Below are 21,182 nucleotides of genomic sequence, written 5' to 3' on the forward strand. Positions count from 1 at the left end.
CCTACGGAACAATCGCATGCGGCATTTAGCTTGGTCTGGAAGACCGTCGCCCGGTAGTGCCGATCTGATCCCAGTCTGACGCCGGAAGCAACCGGCGCGCGACACGACGTTGGTCGGACTGGATGGATCAGATGTTCTCTCTGCCACGCTCGCACTACTGGTTGAAGTTAGCAGAAACGTGACTCGGCGCCAAAATCCCCACGCATACTCGGGGCAAGCGCTGTCCCTACCACGTGCTGCTAACTTCAACATCGATGTAGACGGGGGAGCTTTCCGAAAGCTGACGAAACCGACGCGAAGCATCAAGCGAAAGCGGGCCGTGCGGGGGAGGCCCTCCTGTTTTTGAACCCCGCCACCCGCCTAGCGAAAGGGTCACTTGAAAGTATGGTTGAGTACAGACACAAGCTCTTCCCCAATATGCGCTGTGCCAGCGAGAAGGTGGCAGCAGAACGCTTAAATGCGGGGTAAGGCTAGGAAGTTATGGATAATGAGGGGCGATGCCGCGGAGACACCGAACGATGCCGTCGCGGAGATGAGGTCGATAGCCTCTTGCAAAGAGAGAGCTAATCCGCCGTGCTCTTCTGGTACGGTTGGCCGAAACAGTCCATGCCTTGCCAAAACCATATGTAGGGTCGGAGGGAAGGCTTAGCGGCCATCCGCGTCTGCGAAAGTGAGCTGACTGAGCTCAGCGATAAAATTGGAATATCGTGCAGTTGCATGCCCTTCAGCTAAGCGATCCTGACCGCGTTTCGTGCCAATTCATCCGAGAGGCTACCTTGGCCAGACATTGGTATAGTGTGGATGCAGGCGCAGTGCAGGCACGAGCCGGGACCGGACTGTCTTGCAGCCGCCCCGCCGGCGAGCTCTTTTGCAAAGCATCCCCGTTCCGATCGGATACCGTATATATTGGACGCAAAGCAAGCCTTGCGATTTTAGTGTGTGATCACTCTTAAGCATGTCCTGCCGTCCGCAGCAGGGGAGTTGAGGGGAGCCCCGTCCGCGTGACCAAACGAGGCGCAGAATAATCATCGCACTTTCCACAAAATACTGTGGTTTGTGAGAATGTTCACCGGGTCCAAACAAGCCCTTAGGCCACAAGATGTAAGTGCGATACTTCACGAAAGGCATTTCGTCGCCTCCAGCTACGCTCCAACAGAAGAAAGCGGACAAGGAGGTCGAAAGCGGACAGGCGGCGCCGAGTCTACGGCACGCCAAGGGTTCGAACATTTGGATGAGCAGAGACAGCTTCGTGAGTCAAAATCGCCATAGACCCGCTCATCGTCGTACCGCACGCGGTCCTGTCGTCGCGGAAGGAACGGTCAAGAAAATTGAGTTGGGGTGCTGCCGCCGCGGATAGACCGATGGGCCGGACCTTCGGCGGGCTGGCAACGGGCTACCGGCCGCTCGATGCAAAAAACCCTGACATTATTGCCAGGGTTTCGCATGTCATCGAGAATTTGAGAAGTGGATCAGAAGTCCACACCGCCCATGCCGGGGCCGCCAGGCATTGCTGGACCAGTCGTAGCCTTCTTCGGCAGCTCGGCAACCATCGCTTCCGTCGTGATCAGCAGCCCGGCCACCGAGGAGGCGTTCTGGACCGCGATGCGCACGACCTTGGCCGGATCAATGATTCCTATGGAGAGGAGGTTGCTGTACTCGCCTGTCTGCGCATCGAAGCCAAAAGAGTACTGCTCGTTATCGAGCACCTTGCCGACCACGATTGAACCGTCTTCTCCGGCATTGATCGCGATCTGGCGGGCCGGCCACGACAGTGCTCTGCGCACGATCTCGACGCCGGTCTTCTGGTCGTCGTTCTTGGTGCGCAGACCCTTGAGCTGCTCGGAGGCACGGAGCAGGGCGACGCCGCCGCCCGGAACGATGCCTTCCTCGACAGCCGCGCGGGTCGCATGCATCGCGTCATCAACGCGGTCCTTGCGCTCCTTCACCTCGACCTCGGTCGCGCCGCCGACGCGGATCACCGCGACGCCGCCCGCGAGCTTGGCGAGACGCTCCTGGAGCTTCTCACGGTCGTAGTCCGAGGTGGTCTCCTCGATCTGCGCCTTGATCTGGGCCACGCGCGCCTCGATGTCGGCCTTCTTGCCGGCGCCGTTGACGATCGTGGTGTTCTCCTTGTCGATCATCACCTTCTTGGCGCGACCGAGCATGTTGAGCGTGACGTTCTCGAGCTTGATGCCGAGATCTTCCGAGATCGCTTGGCCGCCGGTCAGGATCGCGATGTCCTGCAGCATGGCCTTGCGGCGATCGCCGAAGCCCGGAGCCTTGACGGCCGCGACCTTCAGGCCGCCGCGCAGACGGTTCACGACCAGGGTCGCGAGCGCTTCGCCCTCGACGTCCTCGGCGACGATGATCAGCGGCTTGCCGGTCTGCACCACGGCCTCGAGCAGCGGCAGCAGCTCGTTCAGCGAGGAGAGCTTCTTCTCGTTGATGAGGATGTAGGCGTCGTCCATCTCAACGCGCATCTTGTCGGCGTTGGTGACGAAGTAGGGCGAGATGTAGCCGCGGTCGAACTGCATGCCCTCGACGACGTCGAGCTCGGTCTCCAGCGACTTGGCTTCCTCGACGGTGATGACACCCTCGTTGCCGACCTTCTTCATGGCGTCGGCGAGGAACTTGCCGATCTCGGCATCGCCGTTGGCCGAGATGGTGCCGACCTGGGCGATCTCGTCGTTCGAGGTGACCTTCTTCGAGTTCTTCTCGAGGTCGGCCACGACGGCTTCGACCGCGAGGTCGATACCGCGCTTGAGGTCCATCGGGTTCATGCCGGCGGCAACCGACTTGGCGCCTTCACGCACGATTGCGGCGGCCAGGACGGTCGCGGTGGTGGTGCCGTCGCCGGCAGCATCCGCAGCTTTCGAAGCCACTTCGCGCACCATTTGGGCGCCCATGTTCTCGAACTTGTCGTCGAGTTCGATGTCCTTGGCAACGGCAACGCCGTCTTTGGTAATACGTGGCGCGCCGAACGACTTGTCGAGCACGACGTTGCGGCCCTTTGGACCAAGAGTGACCTGCACGGCATTGGCGAGAATGTCGACGCCGCGCAGCATACGATCCCTCGCATCTACTCCGAACTTGACTTCTTTAGCTGACATAGAGAATTCCTTCAGTTCCAATTAAATGATCCTCCAGCGCGCCCGGTAGGCTCTCCTCGGAGGGTGAGCTGTGCGAGCCCAGGATTAGGCGACCTTCTTCTTGGAGAACACATCCGTGAGAACGCCCATAATGTCGCTCTCCTTCATGATCAACAGGTCTTGCCCATCGATCTTGACCTCGGTGCCGGACCATTTGCCAAACAGCACCCGCTCACCGACTTCGATGTCGATCGGAATTAGCTTGCCGCTCTCATCGCGGCTGCCCGGCCCAACTGCAATGACCTCGCCCTGCGATGGTTTTTCCTTCGCTGTGTCGGGAATGATGATGCCGCCAGCGGTCTTCTCTTCGGCGTCGATGCGCTTGACCACGACGCGGTCGTGAAGCGGACGGAATTTCATAGAGGTCTCCTGAGCGTTTGAACAAGTTGAGATTAGGCAAACGTGGCCAGTAAACTATAGCAAGAGTCAGGCCAGAAATGCGCCGAGCAATCTATCCGTACAGTTCTGCAAAAGCATTGCCCGGCAGCGTGTGTGCTTGTCCGGAAGCATACGCGCTGAGGCGCACAGCCCCCCCGGCTGTTGTGAAAATGACATTGCGCTTCCTGGAAACACGCGCATTGAGCCGCGGGACACTTCAACCTTGCTCGGGCGGCGGTTGCACTAATCGAGAGTGTTTCGACGACGTGGGGATTGCACATGATTACCTGACGGTACAATCTAGCAAGTCTGGCCGGCGAAGCGTGCGGTCCACAAGGGTTATCGAAGAGCGGCTCGTCAAATCTGCCGGAGTCGTGCATGCGAATAGTATGCAACGATATCGAAAAATCAGGTTCTGCTTCTTGTAAGAGGCGGCCTGCTCCAAGGCAGGTCACCACCGAATTGTACCGGATCGCCGGTATCCTGCCGTGGCAGGGCACTTAAAGCCTACCGACTTGACCCTGGTCATTCGTAAGCCGACAGCACTGAAGAAAGTTGCAAGCGCCGCGAAAGCTTGATTGCGCCGAGCGACGCGTGCATCGGGGCTTTCGCCGACCTCGTTCCTCGCCTACGCTTCCGAGGGAAAGACCGTCGGGAGCTACTGGCAGCGAATCTGAGATGGCGGCCATCAGTCGGCAGAGCACATTCGGCGCAATTGTCGATATCCAACAGGTGACGCTCAAAGGAAGGCGGTCTTCGGCAACTTGAAAGAGCCAATACGACGATCTGGCTCACTGAGGCCGCGCGTTCCGACGATAAGTTCGAGAATTGCATCGCGATGGATAACCTCTCAGTTTGATGTCGATGGCATCCAAACAGCTGTCGTGGATCAAAAGGACTGACTGACAAATGAAGCTTATACCTTGATATACATTGTGCAGCGGCTTCTGGCGTGTGATGTCGAAATTCACCAAATCTCCGCGCACCATGGAAAAGCAGCTGTGTCGTCCGTAGAAGTACATCAGCACATTATCTCACTTCTTAAGAAGCCGAATCCAGTCATCCTGGATATCGGCTGCAATGACGGGACTGATACGCAAAAATTCCTAGAACTCTGCCCGCAACCCCAGCTCTACTGCTTTGAGCCGGACCCCAGAGCGATCGCGCGCTTCAAGAAGAAGCTCGGCCCATCCCTCAATAGGGTGAAGCTGTTTGAAATAGCCATCAGTGATCGAAACGGGACGATCGACTTCTACCCCAGCAATGCAGATGGCGATGCAAAGGATTGGGACCTATCCGGTTCAATACGCCGTCCGAAGAACCATCTTACCGAGTACGATTGGGTCCGGTTTGATCATCCTGTCTCGGTTGAAACACGGCGGCTGGACGACTGGTGCAGCGAAGCTAAGCTGGACGGAGTCGATTTTATTTGGATGGACGTTCAGGGAGCCGAAGCCGACGTTATCGCCGGCGGTATGCGGACGTTCAGCAACACGCGTTTCATCTACACCGAGTATAGTGACCGCGAGCTCTACGAAGGGCAGTTGTCATTGCAAGCCATTCTTAACTTATTGCCATCCTTTGAAGTGGCGGCTCACTATCCGCGCGCAGTGGAAGGTGATGTATTGCTCAAAAATGCGCGCGCCTAGCGGCTCATATCGAGCGTCTCATTCATGACCTGACCAGCGGACTCCGTGCTGGCCACAGCTGCACAACGGTGATCGTCAAGCGGCTATCGTGAGCTGGACAGGCAGTGCGGTTTGTCCATTGGGCCGGCGTGCATGTCGACCGACCCATTGGGAGCGGCCAGCGCCATGGCGGTCCTGGGGTCCACGCGGCCCGGAGGAAGGCAGGCCGTGCGGCTACCGTGGCGATCGAACCGTAGCAGCACGGGCTCGCGCGCTCTTGGCGCCGCTACGTCGGACCCGCTCGACCGACACTCGCCAGGATCTAATGCCGATCACGCCGAATCTGATCGCGCGGCTTCACCGGCGCAGCCAAAACTAGGTCCGGCTGGCCGATATCACTCCATCCTAACCGCATAGGGCTCGCTGTATTGGCTGCCGCCATGGAGCTCATCAGCCGCAAGATAGCTGGCCGGGCGAAGCGCGACCTCATGAAGACCGAAGCGTCTTTTCCGCGCCGTCGTTGCCAATTCGCCAGCAGCGGGCAAGAGTGGATTGATCGACTTTCCGATCGGGCGTATACAGTACGCGCAGGCTAAGGTCGCACGGCCGCTGCCAGCGCTTGCGTGCCCGCATCGATGAGCCGCAAGGGTGAATGCTAGGATAATGCGCCATTGAGAGCTTCTTCCGCACCGTGCGCCACAAACGGCAAGTAGGCAACCGGTGCGAGAGTCCCGCTAGCGCGTGATTTGGAGAGTTCGTGAGTTGAACCGCGAGCCGTTTCGCATAAGTTCAGGTGTATCCTGCTCGGTAACGTCGATGATTGAGGGGCTAAGAGGCTTATAAGGACTCGTATGTTTGGACAACGAACGGGTAGTCCAGGATATGTAGCGGGATCCTTTGCCCTGCGGTGTCTTTGTTCAAATTGAAACAAGGGGCCACGCCCTCAGCGGCAGGCCACTCATCGCGCAAGTTCAGTAATCCGTTGGCGTGGCGTGTGGCTTGCCCGTGCGTGACCAACTTTATGGAAAGCCCGGCTGTATTGCACTTCCCAGAAGGGCGCGGCCAGCGCTCTGGAGCGTTCCCTCGTTTAAAGCTGCGTGCTGGGCAACCACGAAGCTGTCGCACATGGCCCGTGCTAGATTACTGGCGTTATAGAGCGCCTCAGTTCCAGCCAGACCGCTGGCAATTCTGCAGATCTCAGCGCCCTGCCGCGCGGCGTTCGTCGCCGCGAGCCGCATTAGCGTCGTGGTGCCAAGATTTACCTCACCCTTGAGCGCTTCCTTCCACAGCTCCTCGGTGGCGTCGTAAAAGAAAGAACGAGCGGAACGTAGCATCGCTTCGGCTTTGGCGATTTCAAGCTGCACATAGCCGCGCTCAGCCATCACGGGCGCTCCAGTGATCGAGGCACGGGTTGCGGCCATGGCGATCACCTCGTCTATTGCAGAACGCGCAATCCCGATGCCAACAATCGCATGCGCCTGCGCGGCGAAGGCGACGGATGGATAACAATAGAGCGGCCCATCAAGCGTCGGCGGACCGCCGCGGATCAACGTCCATTCCTCTGGCACAATGACGTCGCTGACGACGACGTCGTGGCTTCCGGTGCCTTGCAGTCCGATGACGTCCCAATTGGGCCGAATTGTCACCTTCTCGGCCGGCATCACCGCTACACGCGGAAGATCACCGCTCGGATCGTCTTCCAACGTGATACCAACTCCTATCAAATCCGCCTCTGGCGAGCCGCTAGCGAATGGCCACACGCCGTTCACGATAAGTCCCTTGGCGCATCGCTTAGCGGGTTGGAGTGGGAAAAGCGCACCCGCCAACACCACGTCAGGTCCATTGGCGTACACTTTGCGAAGCGTGTCGTCCGGAAGAGCAGCGAGGTAGCGAGCTCCATCCCCGAAGCTGGCGACCCAACCGGCGGAGCCGTCGGCCTCGGAAATGCGCTCCACCAGCCGACAAAAATCGGCCGGCGTTCGCTCCTCACCGCCGAATCGCTTGGCAGCCATAGCCCGATAGACGCCGACGCGTCTGAAACCGTCGATGATTTCTTTTGGAATCTTCTGCGTGCGGCTAAACTCGTTGCGACGCGCACGGATCTCGACGAGTAGCGGCGACAGATTAGCCCAGGTCGCAGCCGCGGCGTGGGTTCTGGAAGTCACCGTTTCTGGTGGAGCGTTCATAGATCATCCTCCGTGTCTTGAGCCGGTCATCGCCGCGCGTCATTCATATGGGCGCCGCATGGCAGGCCAGGTGATTTGGCCCCGCTGGACGGCGTTCTCAAAGCAGTCGCACTTGATATCGAGTCCATGAGATCGGACACGGTAGCTTCCCAAACTTGTGCGGCCGGACGCCTGACCGAGATATAGCTGTCGCCCTGCCATTGGGGCTGACCGGCAAAGCAGCCGATAGGCTGCGGCGGGATCGATCCGCGTTTGTCGAACTGAATCTCCGGCGGTCGATCGGGGCATGCGGTGCATGTCGTTTCCACATGAACGTGTGGTCACACTTGTGACAGGCCGGGTCGAACCACGTTTGGAATTCTTGAGTTGTGCTTGGGAGAGCGCCCAAGCCTGCAGTCTCTTGCCCGTCTTCCCAGCAATTGACGTGCCATCAAGCATAGCTGCCGGCTTTGTCTGAACTGCGCGAGATCACTCCGCCGTGCCGTGCCAGCGCAATGCTCTTGCGCTCCGGTTTGCTTTTAGGCACAAGATGTCCTTAACAGGCCGCGAAGAAAACCACAGAGGCGGACCGCGACCGCCACCAACCCGGTTCAACGTTCCTCTCCTGAGGTTACCAACAGCCCAAATGTGCTGCTCCTGCGACTGCTGGTGAGCGCTTGCTTAGAAGCAGAGTTCAAGAACGCAGGTGTTCGTGAAACGCACGGCGGCTCCGGACGCAATTGCACGATCAACTCCGCGTTCGAGGTGACTGCAAGAGTGGTCCGCTCATGCGAGCGAAGACGAAGCGTTACGAACAGGTTTCGGTGGCTTTCCGGGCTTGCCAGCGACAGAGGAGTCTGGCCACGTTCTGACATACCGAACGCAAGTTCGAGCACATTCCTGACTGGCCGACCCTCTTGCGGCCGGTGGCGCCTCTTTCTTCGGCGATCTACCAATGCTTGCGGCCTTCCAAGCTTGCCAAATTCGTGCGACAACTATGCGCGCACCACGAGCTTTGTGACAGACCAGGCACGACACGTTTTGAAGCTAGTGCTCTGTTCCCACTAAGCGAATCCGTGCTTGAAGGGCCTGATTGTGGAAGCGCGGTTACCAGATGCTCTCCGGCCTGTAGGCGCGGTGCGCGCGCTGAAACATGGCTGTTGTCGCACCGAATTGACCTGCGCAGATAGAACAAGAAACCTGCTAAGTCTCGCCGCGACTTAGAACCTACCAGCCCCCGCGTAAAGGCGACGCACTTTGTAAGCTTCGAGTTTCTTCTCGTGCCGAGCTCGTCATGGAGGACGGCGAACGAGACCATCTAGCGAATGATTGACGCGCGGCTGGTTTTCCGATGGTCCCGGTCACCAAATGGCTCATGCAGGAGGGCTGTCTGGTACGGATACAGGTAGCATGTTGCTTTACAGCCCGGCCGGGTAGTCATGCTGGTTGTTCTGTGTGATCCCTCAGCCCTGGCTGAGCTCGGTTATAAAAGCATGACCGAGGATGCATTACCCAATCGGAGACGAGAAGCTCTCGGGATCGTCGCGTGCTCTCGAGTTCAGAGCCTGCAATGCTTCGCATTGCAATCTGCTACCCGAACCACCTCCATTGGGTTGGCGGCTCAATCAGGAGGCATGAATGCTGCCGGACGCGCTATGTGTGTTTCTTGTTGCTGGCCGCGCGTTGCCAACATGAGTGCGTAAAACACGAGGAGAATTAAGAGGCCGCGCATATCTAGGAGTCCTGAAGCGATGACAATTGTAGAGCGGATAGTATCCGGGCGTATTTGTGGTAGACGTTGGACCAACAATATTGCGCGGATCTGAAGCGATGTATCAGGCGGCAGACGATTGCCGGGAGCGTGAAGGCGCTAGCATCAGCTCACGATATCGACCTTGCCGGTGTCGATCCGATACAGGCCCCCGACGACCTTCAGTCGGTTCTGCTCGACTGCGCCGTTCAGAATTGGACCTGTCGATTTCAATTTGTTGACGTTATCGATCACATTTTGTCGGGTTGCTTGGGCGATCCCGTCGCCGGCTTGGTCGCGAGATGCTTTCACTGCAGGAGAAAGTGCAGTTACCAGGGATGAAATGTGCCCCGGCGGCCGCTTATCTTCATGGAGCGACTTGATCGTGGCGTCTATCGCACCGCAATGATCGTGGCCAAGTACGAGGATCAGCGGCGTGTTGAGTATGGCAACCGCGTATTCCATACTGGCGAGCGTATCATCGTTAGCGAAGTTACCGGCCACGCGGCAGACAAACAGATCACCTAATCCGCTGTCGAAGACAAGTTCGGGGACCACGCGGGAGTCGGCGCAGCTCAGAACCGCTGCATATGGATTTTGTCCCTCAACCAAGACCGGCCGCTCGCGGCTGAAATTGTCGGCTCGTGGTGCGCCCTGGACATAACGATCGTTCCCCTTCAGCAACCGATTCAGGGCAGCATCTGGCGAGAGCAGGTTGTTTGGCTTGGGCGGGCCTTTTGCTTCCTTCGCATCGACAATCTTACTGCCGAACCGCAGGAAAACTGTCGAAACAGCGAACAGCAACAGTGACCGGCGCGAACGCGCGTGCCTGGTTAAATGGTGCATGTCTTGAGAATGGGCTGCTTTCATGTGTCGCCTCATCGCACGGCCTTACGCCACCCGGTGGCGTCGGCTTCCGCTTCGCTGCAGAGCCAGCGTCCACCGCGCGTCTTCGTCATGTCGAGTTGTTCGTAACCGGGTTGCCCTGGCAGGTAGTAAATGCGCTCGCCTCTGCGCTCGACAGTGCCTTTTATCAGGCACTCGGGCGACGGGGGTTCCGAAAGCAAGACGGATCCAAGCAGAACTTCCTGAGCGTCGACCGGAACCGACGTCGCGCCCACGATAATCGTGCCCCGATTGCGGCGAGGCCAGTCCCAGGGCGCGATGAATGCGCCGGACCACAGTCCCGCATTGGCTGTGCTCGCCACCAACTCATAGACAATGTAGGTATGGTGAGATGCACCAGCCGATAGCGCCAAGCCCGAGCGTACCATCCAGGCGTTTACATCCTCGCCTTCGATGAAGCAGCTGCCGAGGGCTCGCCGATACTCATCGACTCTTTCGGTATGACAATCCCACGTTCGCCCATTCGAATGCTTGATGAGCAGGTCGCGAACAGCTACGCCGCAGGCCCATTTCCGGCCCTGTGCGTCGAGGCAAATCTGATCCGTCTCAGGAGCTTCGATGCCTGAGAGCCGGACGTTTGTTTTCTCGATCTCGATCGTATTGCCATCGAGGATGCGCGGAGCACCGCTGAGTGTCTCGGCGAAAACCGGAGATGTGATGAGAGCGATCAATACGAACATACTTCCGGGGTGCTTCATCCCGACAATAACCTTTCGCTCCTGATCCATGTTCATGCACGATCCGGTGCCGATACATTCGATTGCTCGACCGCAGATGTCCGTTCGGCTTTCGATGTGTGCTTTATGAGAGCCTGGCGTGAGTTCGAAGCTACGACCTGACGCTGCGTAAGGATCAAGAGATTTCTTCCGTGTGCGTGCGGCGGTATCTTTCGATCATCGACGCCTCTCTTACCCTGAACGCGCTGTACCCTCTGCACCTGAGGAGGAGATCCTCGTGGCGCCGAACTCGAGATGCCGGACAAACCCGAGCCTTGGAAGGCTGTGCTACCTCTTTGCAAAAGTGAGGACAATGAAGCGTCGGTGCTTGCGGCGGAGTCAGGCTTGGAGGAGCAACCTTGCCATGGTTGATGACGACTTCCATCAGCAAACCGGACAGTTCCGACGAGGGCGATGAATTCGCCCCAAAAGTCGTGTCACGAAAAAGATCCTCAAAAATGATCTGGTCTGACTCGCTCTGGCCTGTGTAGGCAAAGTACGCGACGGAGTTCAGCCTCAATGCTCGCCGCATAAATGAAGCGTTCTTTCGAGCAAATCGCGGAAATCCGGTACCTTCTTACGCCGAGCCATATGATCGTTGCTACCAATCGCACTGTGGCATTTGGCTCCTCCGCGCTGCACCATAGGTCGTTGGTGCTACCGCCCATACATTTGCACAAGAACTGAATTGTTTATGACTCAGGCGGCGCTACGGGCGGCCGCTATTGGTCGTGACGGTTCCTGCGATCTCGAGTGGCTTACCCAGGAACGCTAGCATCAGCGCCCGTTTGCTCCAGGAATTGGAACGGCTGCGATATGGAGCCGCGCTTTGCCGTGGATGCTCCGGGCGTGCGCAAGCTACCCACGTGTTCGGACAATCGCGAGTGCCATCCTGATGTAATTCAGTGTGAGGGTTCAGTCCACAATACGCGTTTGCCCATGGCGCACGCGGGGCGAATAGCTCTGGTACGGTTTAGCCGACTCAAGCTACACATCATTCTTCAGCACCTCACTAATAATGGGAATGACATGGTCGCAGTCGTTCGGGAAGTATCGGTCTCATCTTAAGCGCTTGAAGTAGATGGTTAGCTCAGAGCGGAATTCGCAACCAAAGACGGTGCCACGGCAGGTGGAGCAGAACTAAAGAAGCGGTTTCCCAAGCTTAGAATCCGGGTCTATGACGTGCAGACAAATGAGTGCGAGGAAATCTAGAGCCGAGTCAGTGGCGCTCGACGTTCTGCGTACAGCTCCGGAGCTTCCCGGCCTGCGACTCGGAAATGGGCAGGCGCTCAGCGGGTATGCCGGGCTTGCTACCAGTGTAACTTCCTCGCCCATTTCGTCTCGGCATCGGTTCCTAGGGCCGGGTCAAAGTCGCTACGCTCATGCTCCTGCGCACGCCACGCAGTCACGCGACGTGCGGAGCACACACGCCGAATCGGCCCGGGCCCGAGGCATCCCCCAGCGCTCTAGCGAAGAATGCATGAGAGCTGGTGCCCGCACAACTTGGTTGCTCTCACTGGGTGGAGTGCAGGCGGGCAAACCACATCTCGCAAACTAGTACGCCGCTGAGCTCGACACCTGGCGGAAAAGCGCCATCGTGCTGCTCGACCTTTCGTGCGGCGGGCCGAAATGCTGCGAGAAGGGCAGGCGCACTGTTGCGGAGCCGTAAACATCACAACCGCAGACCGCGTATGTCTTGCAGGTGGTACGAGGCGTTCGACCGTACGGCAGCTGCGGTCCGATGTTGCTTTGCGCGACCGTCTACTAAGGCCTTCGGTCTCCTAAGTCTTCCTCTTCCTTTGGCTCGGTGCGTTGGAACCAGGATCCCGGATGAAATTGAGCGATCCGCTTGGCAAAGGAGGATTGTGGCTCCCAATCTTGGCCTTCGCTCTTCTCGAAAGTGATGACCCCGTTGTGTGTAAAATAACGTGGTCCTTGGAGATCGCAATTCACCAAGAGCAGAATACGCCACAGATCGCCTTTCTCGTTCGGCTTTTCATTCCGCTTCGGTAAGTAGTCTACCCCAACAGGTTCAATGATAGTGCAGCGGCCTTGCCCTAGAAGATCGCCGAGCCGGCCTTGCGGCGTAGTCACAAAGTTGAAGTTAGTCGGATCATGCAGAAAGCGAAGATTTGCGTCCTTTCACCATCTGCGACTTCTCTGGCGATCAACGAGAGCGCTAGGGCGCGCCAGCCCAATTCCATGGGCTTCGCATAGGTTGACGCCAGTTCAGTCGTACCGTCGAGCGCAACTTTCCAGGTGATAGCGTACTGTTCGTCTGATTTGTTGTCTCGGTGCCTGGTCCATGAAACGAAAACATAGTCGTTTTCGCCAAGTTCAACGACGCCCCACATCTGAGGGACGAACTGTGCCACCTTCGAGACATTGGAGATAATTTGTTCTACCGTCTCACCATCTTGCGCTCGCCAAGTTGACTTGAGTCTTTCGACAACTGGGATGTCGCTTGCGCGAATACTGTTGCTCATGGTCGCCGGCCAGGCTAGGCAGATTAGAAGTGCGCTCAGGCAACGCCATAGCGCGGGTCTTCCCGACATTCTCTTCATAACCCTCGGCCTATCGCGTTTCATCCGTACATCTTTCAAAGCGGGCCAACCTCGAACCTGCTAGGAGCGAGCGAGCCCAAGAAGTTTACGGAAACGCGTCGGGGCACCCGCGGCTATCCCGTGCGGGCAGGCGCTCCCCTCTATGTCACGCGCCGCTAACTTCCCTACCCAGCGACAGCGTCAATTGGCTGAGCTGGACATGCCCAGCGGGAGAGACTGGGCATGTTCGAGGGGCTTGCATTCTTCGTTCCAGGCAGCAGGCGGAGATTTGCACGGTTGTTATGTCATTCTTGTCGACTTTCCGACCTGCGCACGTTCGATGTTTCCATTCAGTGAATCGGCCGTAGCTTGTGCATCCTTGTCCCGCACTCGATAGTTTGCGGAGAGGTAAGCGCCTCGATGCCAAGTGCCTAATGAGAATCGGCAGTGCGTTTGCCGTCCTTGAACCGTGTGGTTCGCTGTCGTTGCCGTCGGCATTCGATCTACATGATGGCTGGGGACACGAAGCCGACTTAATCGACAAACTTTGAAGCGTGGCTGGCACGCAAATCAACCTGCTCGCCGCGTATGTTTCTAGATTGCGCCGGTTGCCTTGACGTATTCAATGCGGATCCTCTAGTTGAGAAAATAGCTGGCCAGCCGACGTGCTGGGCGAACCGCTGGAAATCGGAAGCCGCATCGAATGCATTCTGCTCGAAACGGCGGTAATCCTCGCCGCGCAGGCTGGTTTTGTCGGGTTCATTGATGGGGCCGCCTCGCCTCAAGGCAGCTCCGATGCTCACTCCGACATCTGGCAAGAGTACTTGCGATTGCAGCAGCTCTGTTTAGAGAATCATAGAAATGCACGGTTATTCGCCGAGTAGATGTCACAGAGTAGCTTGGCACATAATCTGAGAGGTTGACGGAAGAGTCCTCCTGCCGATAATCGAAGTCGTCGAGGTTCTCCGAATCCCACTTGATCCGGAGCTAAGAGGGAAGCCGGTGCAAATTCCGGCGCTGCCCCCGCAACTGTGAGCGGCGAGCTACTGTCCAACGATGTCACTGAAGCCCGCACGGCTTTGGGAAGGCCGACAGCAGCGATGACCAGCGAGCCAGGAGACCTGCCCCGACGATATATATTGGTCCACGGGCGGGGTGTCTCGGTGGTGCGCCAAGCAGCCGTCGCACGCGCGACTTCCTCTGCCTGCGTCCGCCATGGCCTTTGTCCCCAACAGGGGTTAAAACTATGTCTCTTCTCTCTCTTCCGGTTGCTACGCTCGGAACGCCACGCATCGGTCCAAGGCGTGAGCTCAAACTGTCTCTCGAGAGCTACTGGGCGGGAAAGATCAGCGAGCAGCAATTGCTTGAGGACGCATCCGGCCTGCGCGCCGCGAACTGGGCTCGTCAGAAATCTCTCGGCGTCACGATCATTCCGTCGAATGACTTCTCGCTGTACGATCAGGTGCTCGATACAAGTGTCATGGTTGGTGCTATCCCGGAGATCTACGCCTCGAAAGGAGAAGACATTTCCCTCAAGACGTACTTCGCCATGGCTCGCGGATCACAATGCGACGACCAGGATGCGAGTTGCGGTCTTGGCCCACGGGGGTCTGGCCCACCTGCGCAGGAAATGACTAAGTGGTTTGATACCAATTACCACTACATGGTTCCCGAGTTTCACAAGGGACAGGCGTTCGGACTTTGCTCTCGCAAACCCATGGAAGAGTATGAGGAAGCAAAGGCGCTTGGTTTCCAGACCCGCCCTGTCTTGATCGGGCCCGTCACATTCCTAAAGCTCGGCAAGAGTGCCGATAGTGCGTTCCAGCCCCTGTCCCTACTGGATGATTTGATACCGGTCTATATCGAGGTTCTGCATGAATTGGCCGAACGAGGGGCAAGTTGGGTTCAGTTTGACGAGCCCTGCCTGGTCCTTGATCTGGACGAAGCTGTGCGAAAATCATTGCTACATGCCTATAGCCGCTTCGCAAAGGAGGGACCGGGCATCAAGATCATGCTTGCCAGCTATTTCGGCGACCTAGGCGACAATTTGGATACAGCCTTGAGCCTCCCAGTTTCCGGTCTGCACGTTGATCTGGTGCGGGCGCCAGAGTTGTTGGATCAGATCGTCGCTGTCGACCGAAGTGATCTCGTCATTTCGCTCGGGGTCATCGACGGCCGGAATGTATGGCGGTCGAACTTGTCGTCGCTCCGTCAGAGGCTGGAGCCCGCGATTGCGAAGCTCGGCAAGCACCGTGTGCAGCTCGCTCCATCCTGCTCGCTGCTTCACGTGCCGGTCGATGTTGAACTCGAGACCGGGCTCGCGTCTGACGTTAAGAGCTGGCTTTCTTTCTCGGTTCAGAAGATGCGCGAGCTTGCGATCCTGGCGCGGGTGCTCGCTGGCGACCAGAATGTCGGGCTCGCTCTAGCCGATTCGGAATGCGCTGCGACTGCCCGCCGGACTTCGCCGAAGATCCATGATGCCAATGTCGCTGCCCGGATGAGGGCGATCGACCAGACGATACGCCGGCGCACAAGCCCGTTTGCCCGTCGTTCCGAGATCCAAAGGGCACGCTTTGGACTACCAGCGTTTCCCACCACGACGATCGGATCGTTTCCTCAGACCACAGAAGTCAGAAATGCTCGGGCGGCGCATGCGCGAGGCGCGCTGAGCGACGAGCAATACGATAGGTTCATCAAGGAGGAGATAGCCCGCGCCGTACGTTGGCAGGAGGACATTGGTCTTGACGTCCTCGTGCACGGCGAATTTGAGCGCAATGACATGGTGCAGTACTTTGGCGAGCAACTCGCCGGCTTCCTATTTACCAGGAAGGGATGGGTACAGTCTTATGGTTCGCGCTGCGTCCGGCCCCCGATCCTGTTTGGCGATGTAGCGCGGTCGAAGCCGATCACTGTGGACTGGTGGCGTTACGCGCAATCACTAACTAGCAAGCCAATGAAAGCGATGTTGACCGGACCGGTGACGATGCTGAACTGGTCGTTTGTTCGCGATGATATTCCTAGGAGCGAGGTCTGCCGTCAGCTTGCGCTTGCGATCCGCGACGAAGTGCGCGACCTCGAGAATGCCGGTGCGGCCATGATCCAGATCGACGAAGCTGCACTTCGCGAAGGAATGCCCTTGCGTCGATCGGAGTGGAAGGCATATCTCGATTGGGCCGGAGAGTGCTTCCGCATCTGCTCATCAGGCGTTACCGATGAGACGCAAATCCATACACATATGTGCTACTCCGAGTTCAACGACATCATCGGTGCGATCGCTGCAATGGATGCGGATGTCATTTCAATCGAGACGTCGCGATCGAAAATGGAACTACTGGGCGCATTCAGCAAGTACGAATATGCAAATCAAATCGGACCTGGCGTGTACGACATCCACTCTCCACGCGTTCCCGAGGTAAGCGAAATGAAGGAGCTGATGCTGCTGGCTCGGACGCGTTTGCAAGAATCACAGCTCTGGGTCAATCCGGACTGCGGCCTAAAGACGCGCAAATGGGAGGAGGTGCGGCCTGCGATAACCAACATGGTCGCTGCCGCCCGCGAACTGCGCGCTGCATCGTCTCCGCAAAATCATTGATCCGGCGCTCGGATCTGTTCTGGACCAAGCTATTCGCTTGTGGTCAATACCGCGCTCCATAATCTCGCGGCAAGCCTTGGGGCCAACAAAAAGTGCTTGGCCCCAGTTAATGGTTGGACGGATGTGCACGCGGAGAAACGACGCTGACGGCTCGCGTTACTTGGCCAAAAGAGAATAGCCGACGGTTCATCAAGGCGAGAACATTCGCCGAGAATATGGACTCATATCGATACGTTTATCGCAGCTCCTTATGCCGTGCTAAGCGATCGTTTGGTCTGAGAGACAAAATCTACACCGAGGTGTCGCTCATAAGAAGAGTGGAAACGGTTGCGACAACAATGAGAGGGGTGATGCCGACGTCACCGCACGGGCCTTCTATTCTTCGCTCGGACATGTTTCCCCGTCAGGCGCTCTCATTCGATGAACTCTACATAGTGTCCGACGAGAGGACGCCGAAGCCAGTTCCTGCTTCAACTCACGCCAATCTATTGTGCAGGATCGCCGCCGCTATCCGAGCCAGATACGCCAATGCGTCGGCTGCACGGCGACGTGCTCTCCGGTATCCGCGTTGATCCATCCGCCGAACGCCCGGCGACAAGGAAAGACCACCCGGTGAATCGAATTGCCCTCGATCACGGCAATCTCCAGATCCTGATCGAAGGGCGGCATGATTTCGAGCCGCTCCCAGATCAAATCGCCATTTGATCCTGAACAAAGTTCATCGCTGCGAGCTGACAAATTCAGAAAACCTTGTGAACATTACGAACAACGCTTGGCGTCCGCCCAGCAGGCTCTGCGCGATTCGACCGGACGGCGCGGTCTTGATGGCGTGAGCCGCGGCAGAGAGCTGTCGGTGGCATCGTTGGTCCGGAACACGGTCCGCTCGGTGAACCGAAATATTTGGATTTTCGCCGGCGAATGGATCTGGGGCAGCTCAAGGCCTCGGCTGTTGCTATTTGTAACTGTTCTGCACGAACTGAACTGGTCTGCAGCTCCAGTAATCTGGCCCGTGGCGGGGTAAATGGCCCGGTTGTCTGTCATGTCACGTCCCTTGTTGGTGAGACATCTCCGTGTTCTGCGGCGTCATCCCTTGGAGTGCGGGCGACCGCAGCTGCGCGCTCGCACGTGCTCCAGCGAGAGCGCGAAGACGCCGGATTCGGTTGACACCAATAGGAGGGAGGTAGCGACGCTCGGAGCCCATAATCGGGCCTGTCCGCAGGTCGATAAAGTATACGCCATCGCAAGCGGCGCAACTAATCATGTGTAGGTCATTAACCCGCGGCTCGGCTGCGCCCGGATGGAGTCCTAAAAAGTGATTACTGGTGCTCGGACATGAGAGCATCATGGGCTCGAGTCGTTCTTTCCGCCATGCGTCTGACCTTACTAGAAGATCACCTCTATCAGGACACAGCCGCCGCAGCATTGATACGGGTCAAAAGTTTCGTCCGTCCGGGAAGTACTTGAGCTCAAGCGGCCGCCACGTGCCGCAGACGCCCCCGTTGGCAGTGGACATGTTCGAACTCGCGCGCCAGCCAGGGCCTCGCACTCTCTGCAACAGGCCAACGCGTTGATTTGAGGCGCAACTAACGCTGCATGGCCTACGGCAGCATTGAGCACCGCGCCGTTACATCTGGATCTATGTTCGGAGGATCAGACAGACCTCTCGGGGCCTGCTTGAGGCAGATCAAATACTCTCGGTGCGAATGGCAGAATAGTGGTCAAGCGAACCACGGGAAGAGAGGGGCATGCCTACATTTAATGTTCGGTTTATTAAGACCGTTTGTGACGATACCGGCGGCGAGCACCGTGCGTGCCAGGCAGCATTCAAGGTCGATGCCACCTCCCTGAGTGCTGCTGCTCAGCAGGCCGAGACTGAGTTTTGCAAGCAAAAGAGTGTCCGCGATTGGACAATCTTCGCCGATGTGTTGGAGCTTCGAACCCCACCTGCCTTAGCTAATCCGTCCACATCAGCCTTTCGAGCATCCCGCAAGGATGGCATGAGTAAGCAAGGGTTTCGCGCTTCCTGAGTGTTCCACGGAAGCGCGACATCTTCAGCACCGACCAAGGCTCGTAGTTCACCGGCGCGACGTTTACCGGCGCGCTCGCCAGTCATGGCATCGCCATCAGCATGGACGGCTTGCTTGCCCGTCGCGACAAAGGCGAGCATGCCTATGAGACTGTGTCCTACGCGCGTGTCTCGATCAGACGATACCTCGCCTGATACAATGGCCGGTTCCGCCTTCGAGCCTTGGCGGCGCTCCGGATCAAGCTCACTTCCGGCCGCTGCCATTCCGTGCAGTAGCTTTACTATGGCAGACGCTCCACTTACACAATCATCGGCAGTCGGTCTACGAAACCTGAAGGCACGGCCAATACGGGTAAGCGTGACTTTACATTCGTACGACGAGTGGTCGAGATTGAAGGAAGTCGTGGTGGGTACGGCCACCAATCATGCGGCTCGGATCGCGAGCTCTCTTGCGATCTATTCCTACATATCAATCTTAACCTTCGCTCGGAGTGGTATTATCCGCGTTCTCTCGTCGACGGCAGCAGGTACGTAAGCTGGCGCACCGGTCCGCCACCGGATCAAGGACGCTATCTCGACGAACTGAACGAGGACGTCGAAGGAATTGTGGACACGTTGTTGGGAGCTTAATGTGATCGTGCATCGACCGATGAGCCTTCTGCTGGTGCGGTCTCGTGCGGTCACCGATTATTTGCCAGAAGCAATGCGCAAGTGATAGTCGCGCCCGAACCATTCAAAAAGAATTTCTCAGCTTACGACGATGACGACCTGCTGTTGTCCAGTCTCTACATAAATATCAACGTCCTTTCGGTCTCTCCTGAGGTTCGTTTTAGTCAACGACGCCGGCCCCGAACTGGCCCGGATCCTTGAACGCAATCGCTTTCCGGTCGTCCGGCTCGTCACCGCCATAGGTGGATCTTTGCCGAGGGAATTGCTTTACTGTCGACACATTCCGTTAAGACGGGTCGGAGACTACTTCAACTAGTACCGGAGGCGGCGGCTCCTAAGGCCATTGCTTTGGAGCCTGATAGCGGCGAGGGTGTCCTTGCTAGGACTTGTCGAGGTTATGCTGCATCAACTAGTTGCCAGAACCCAAAAAACTGCAGCGTTGGCTCCGCAGAGCCGCAAAGTAGCTGGTTAAATTCAATGTACTCTCGCCACGTTTCAGGTCGACGATTGTCGAGTGCGCCTCTCAGCGGACCGTAAGTTGGGACGTGAACACGCTCACATCTGCGGCACCATCGTGCCCGTGACGGTCTTGATGTATCAGGAATGGGAGCTTTCAAATGATATTTGATCGTCCAGTGACTTTAAGGGAGACTGTTGCGTCGATGTCACCAAGCCGATGAACGGCCGATCTACGCTCGTGCGACAAGAGATAGCACATGTTCGACATCTATTTGAACCGAAGACACGATATTTTGGTCGTCCCGACAGGCTTTTGGGATCCCGGCGGGATTGGACGGCGATTGGAAGAGAAAGAAGCGGGCGGTTCGTTCCGTGAGCGACGTCATTCGTCAAGATGTACAACGGCGTGGTTACCATCGACGTCGTTTGATCTCGTACCGGTCCAAGGCGGCAGTTGAGACCTCGTCGCACTCCTAGTCGACGCAGCTATCTCATGCTGAACCGTTCTTCGGAAGCCTCGGGCAGGATGTGGCCGATGCCATCGAAAACGTTGCATAAAGCGACCAGAGCAGGCGGGCGTCGCGTATTGGGCTTAAGGAGCAAGCTTTGCTTTTGAAAGCGGGGCGCGCCTCTGGAGCTTACCTCAAAATAGGTGTTATGAGGCTCTCCTTGAGTCAATGGCGTGCGCGTGAGTTTTCACGTCTATACTGAAGATACTTACCGGCTAGCCGCACGGTCGGGCGAGCATCAAAGTCGTTAAGCGGCATTGGGTATCCATATAGCAGCGGCCCGGAGTGGTCGGCTCATATGAAGCGCATCGCAGGCCGCGCGCCCCAACTCGGTATTTTCGGCCAAAGCTGATGCGGGGGGCCGGATGCTGGATCCTCACCGAGGAGGGAAGGGAATATCTTGAGACGGTCGAACACTTAGTTCGGTGTACTATGCAGGCGCAGGTTGAGCGAGAGACCGCGTAACAGTCGAAAGCTGAGCAACCGCCCCCTCGATTTCGCAGCTGGGAACGAACGCGGGCAGAAAGTGCCCTACGGCAAGCGATTGAGCCTACGTAAACCGCTACCGGGGTGACGGCCAGCCGCTCAACCCTGTGCTGATCGTGACCTACTCAACTAGATCTTGAAGTCCACATTTCGAAACAGTGGCTTTGTAATGGGTATTGCGAAATTGTTTAACGCGGCTAGGGATA

General features: G+C 57.5%; 12 protein-coding genes, 1 pseudogene and 1 riboswitch. Of the genes and pseudogenes, 6 read left to right on the top strand and 7 right to left on the bottom strand.

What is annotated here, in order from left to right; all coding sequences use genetic code 11:
- Positions 1–453 precede the first annotated feature (453 nt).
- The 3 genes from ACNJYA_RS10230 to ACNJYA_RS10240 all read right to left on the bottom strand — a co-directional run bounded on the left by ACNJYA_RS10230 (position 454) and on the right by ACNJYA_RS10240 (position 3,509).
- Complete coding sequence (locus tag ACNJYA_RS10230) at positions 454–624, bottom strand: acyl-CoA dehydrogenase family protein (protein WP_109142783.1); 171 nt, start codon at positions 622–624, stop codon at positions 454–456.
- Between the two features lie 845 nt (positions 625–1,469).
- Positions 1,470–3,110 carry a chaperonin GroEL gene (gene groL / locus ACNJYA_RS10235; protein WP_439402750.1) on the bottom strand — a complete coding sequence of 547 codons (1,641 nt, stop codon included), beginning with the start codon at positions 3,108–3,110 and terminating at the stop codon, positions 1,470–1,472.
- Positions 3,111–3,194: 84 nt separating this feature from the next.
- On the bottom strand, positions 3,195–3,509 hold the full coding sequence (locus ACNJYA_RS10240) for a co-chaperone GroES (protein WP_439402751.1): 315 nt from the start codon (positions 3,507–3,509) through the stop codon (positions 3,195–3,197).
- Between the two features lie 1,019 nt (positions 3,510–4,528).
- Here ACNJYA_RS10240 and ACNJYA_RS10245 point away from each other — a divergent pair.
- Entirely contained in the window at positions 4,529–5,176 is a 648-nt protein-coding gene (locus tag ACNJYA_RS10245; protein WP_109142785.1) for an FkbM family methyltransferase, read from the top strand.
- 998 nt (positions 5,177–6,174) lie between these two features.
- Here the strand turns inward: ACNJYA_RS10245 and ACNJYA_RS10250 are convergent.
- The 4 genes from ACNJYA_RS10250 to ACNJYA_RS10265 all read right to left on the bottom strand — a co-directional run bounded on the left by ACNJYA_RS10250 (position 6,175) and on the right by ACNJYA_RS10265 (position 13,178).
- Positions 6,175–7,341, bottom strand: a complete 1,167-nt coding sequence (locus ACNJYA_RS10250) for an acyl-CoA dehydrogenase family protein (protein ID WP_439402752.1) — start codon at positions 7,339–7,341, stop codon at positions 6,175–6,177.
- 1,855 nt (positions 7,342–9,196) lie between these two features.
- Entirely contained in the window at positions 9,197–9,940 is a 744-nt protein-coding gene (locus ACNJYA_RS10255; protein ID WP_439402753.1) for a carbonic anhydrase, read from the bottom strand.
- A gap of 8 nt (positions 9,941–9,948) precedes the next feature.
- Positions 9,949–10,710, bottom strand: a complete 762-nt coding sequence (locus ACNJYA_RS10260) for a thermonuclease family protein (RefSeq protein WP_439402754.1) — start codon at positions 10,708–10,710, stop codon at positions 9,949–9,951.
- Between the two features lie 2,072 nt (positions 10,711–12,782).
- Entirely contained in the window at positions 12,783–13,178 is a 396-nt protein-coding gene (locus tag ACNJYA_RS10265; protein ID WP_439402755.1) for a hypothetical protein, read from the bottom strand.
- A 722-nt stretch (positions 13,179–13,900) separates the two neighbouring features.
- On the opposite strand from ACNJYA_RS10265, the gene ACNJYA_RS10270 reads away from it, so the two are divergent.
- From ACNJYA_RS10270 to ACNJYA_RS10290, 5 genes and pseudogenes are all read left to right on the top strand, one after another.
- On the top strand, positions 13,901–14,119 hold the full coding sequence (locus tag ACNJYA_RS10270) for a hypothetical protein (protein ID WP_439402756.1): 219 nt from the start codon (positions 13,901–13,903) through the stop codon (positions 14,117–14,119).
- A 57-nt stretch (positions 14,120–14,176) separates the two neighbouring features.
- Positions 14,177–14,378: riboswitch (cobalamin riboswitch) on the top strand.
- A 103-nt stretch (positions 14,379–14,481) separates the two neighbouring features.
- A complete protein-coding gene (gene metE / locus ACNJYA_RS10275; RefSeq protein WP_439402757.1) occupies positions 14,482–16,827 on the top strand; it encodes a 5-methyltetrahydropteroyltriglutamate--homocysteine S-methyltransferase in 2,346 nt (781 codons plus the stop codon).
- Between the two features lie 528 nt (positions 16,828–17,355).
- Entirely contained in the window at positions 17,356–17,532 is a 177-nt protein-coding gene (locus ACNJYA_RS10280) for a hypothetical protein (protein WP_439402758.1), read from the top strand.
- A gap of 1,040 nt (positions 17,533–18,572) precedes the next feature.
- Positions 18,573–18,854: a hypothetical protein gene (locus tag ACNJYA_RS10285; protein WP_439402759.1), complete on the top strand. Its 282-nt coding sequence runs from the start codon at positions 18,573–18,575 to the stop codon at positions 18,852–18,854.
- A gap of 11 nt (positions 18,855–18,865) precedes the next feature.
- A pseudogene (locus tag ACNJYA_RS10290) lies at positions 18,866–19,188 on the top strand (hypothetical protein); the annotation flags it as partial.
- Positions 19,189–21,182 lie beyond the last annotated feature (1,994 nt).

Origin of the sequence: Bradyrhizobium sp. BLXBL-01 (assembly GCF_051853025.1) — a bacterium.
GTDB lineage: Bacteria > Pseudomonadota > Alphaproteobacteria > Rhizobiales > Xanthobacteraceae > Bradyrhizobium.

Excerpts from the sequence above, each read along its gene's own strand:
- metE (WP_439402757.1), top strand. The coding sequence starts at position 14,482 with ATGTCTCTTCTCTCTCTTCCGGTTGCTACGCTCGGAACGCCACGCATC.
- ACNJYA_RS10260 (WP_439402754.1), bottom strand. The coding sequence starts at position 10,710 with ATGAACATGGATCAGGAGCGAAAGGTTATTGTCGGGATGAAGCACCCC.
- ACNJYA_RS10280 (WP_439402758.1), top strand. The coding sequence starts at position 17,356 with ATGCGTCGGCTGCACGGCGACGTGCTCTCCGGTATCCGCGTTGATCCA.
- ACNJYA_RS10255 (WP_439402753.1), bottom strand. The coding sequence starts at position 9,940 with ATGAAAGCAGCCCATTCTCAAGACATGCACCATTTAACCAGGCACGCG.
- groL (WP_439402750.1), bottom strand. The coding sequence starts at position 3,110 with ATGTCAGCTAAAGAAGTCAAGTTCGGAGTAGATGCGAGGGATCGTATG.
- ACNJYA_RS10230 (WP_109142783.1), bottom strand. The coding sequence starts at position 624 with ATGGTTTTGGCAAGGCATGGACTGTTTCGGCCAACCGTACCAGAAGAG.
- ACNJYA_RS10285 (WP_439402759.1), top strand. The coding sequence starts at position 18,573 with ATGCCTACATTTAATGTTCGGTTTATTAAGACCGTTTGTGACGATACC.
- ACNJYA_RS10250 (WP_439402752.1), bottom strand. The coding sequence starts at position 7,341 with ATGAACGCTCCACCAGAAACGGTGACTTCCAGAACCCACGCCGCGGCT.
- ACNJYA_RS10265 (WP_439402755.1), bottom strand. The coding sequence starts at position 13,178 with ATGAGCAACAGTATTCGCGCAAGCGACATCCCAGTTGTCGAAAGACTC.
- ACNJYA_RS10240 (WP_439402751.1), bottom strand. The coding sequence starts at position 3,509 with ATGAAATTCCGTCCGCTTCACGACCGCGTCGTGGTCAAGCGCATCGAC.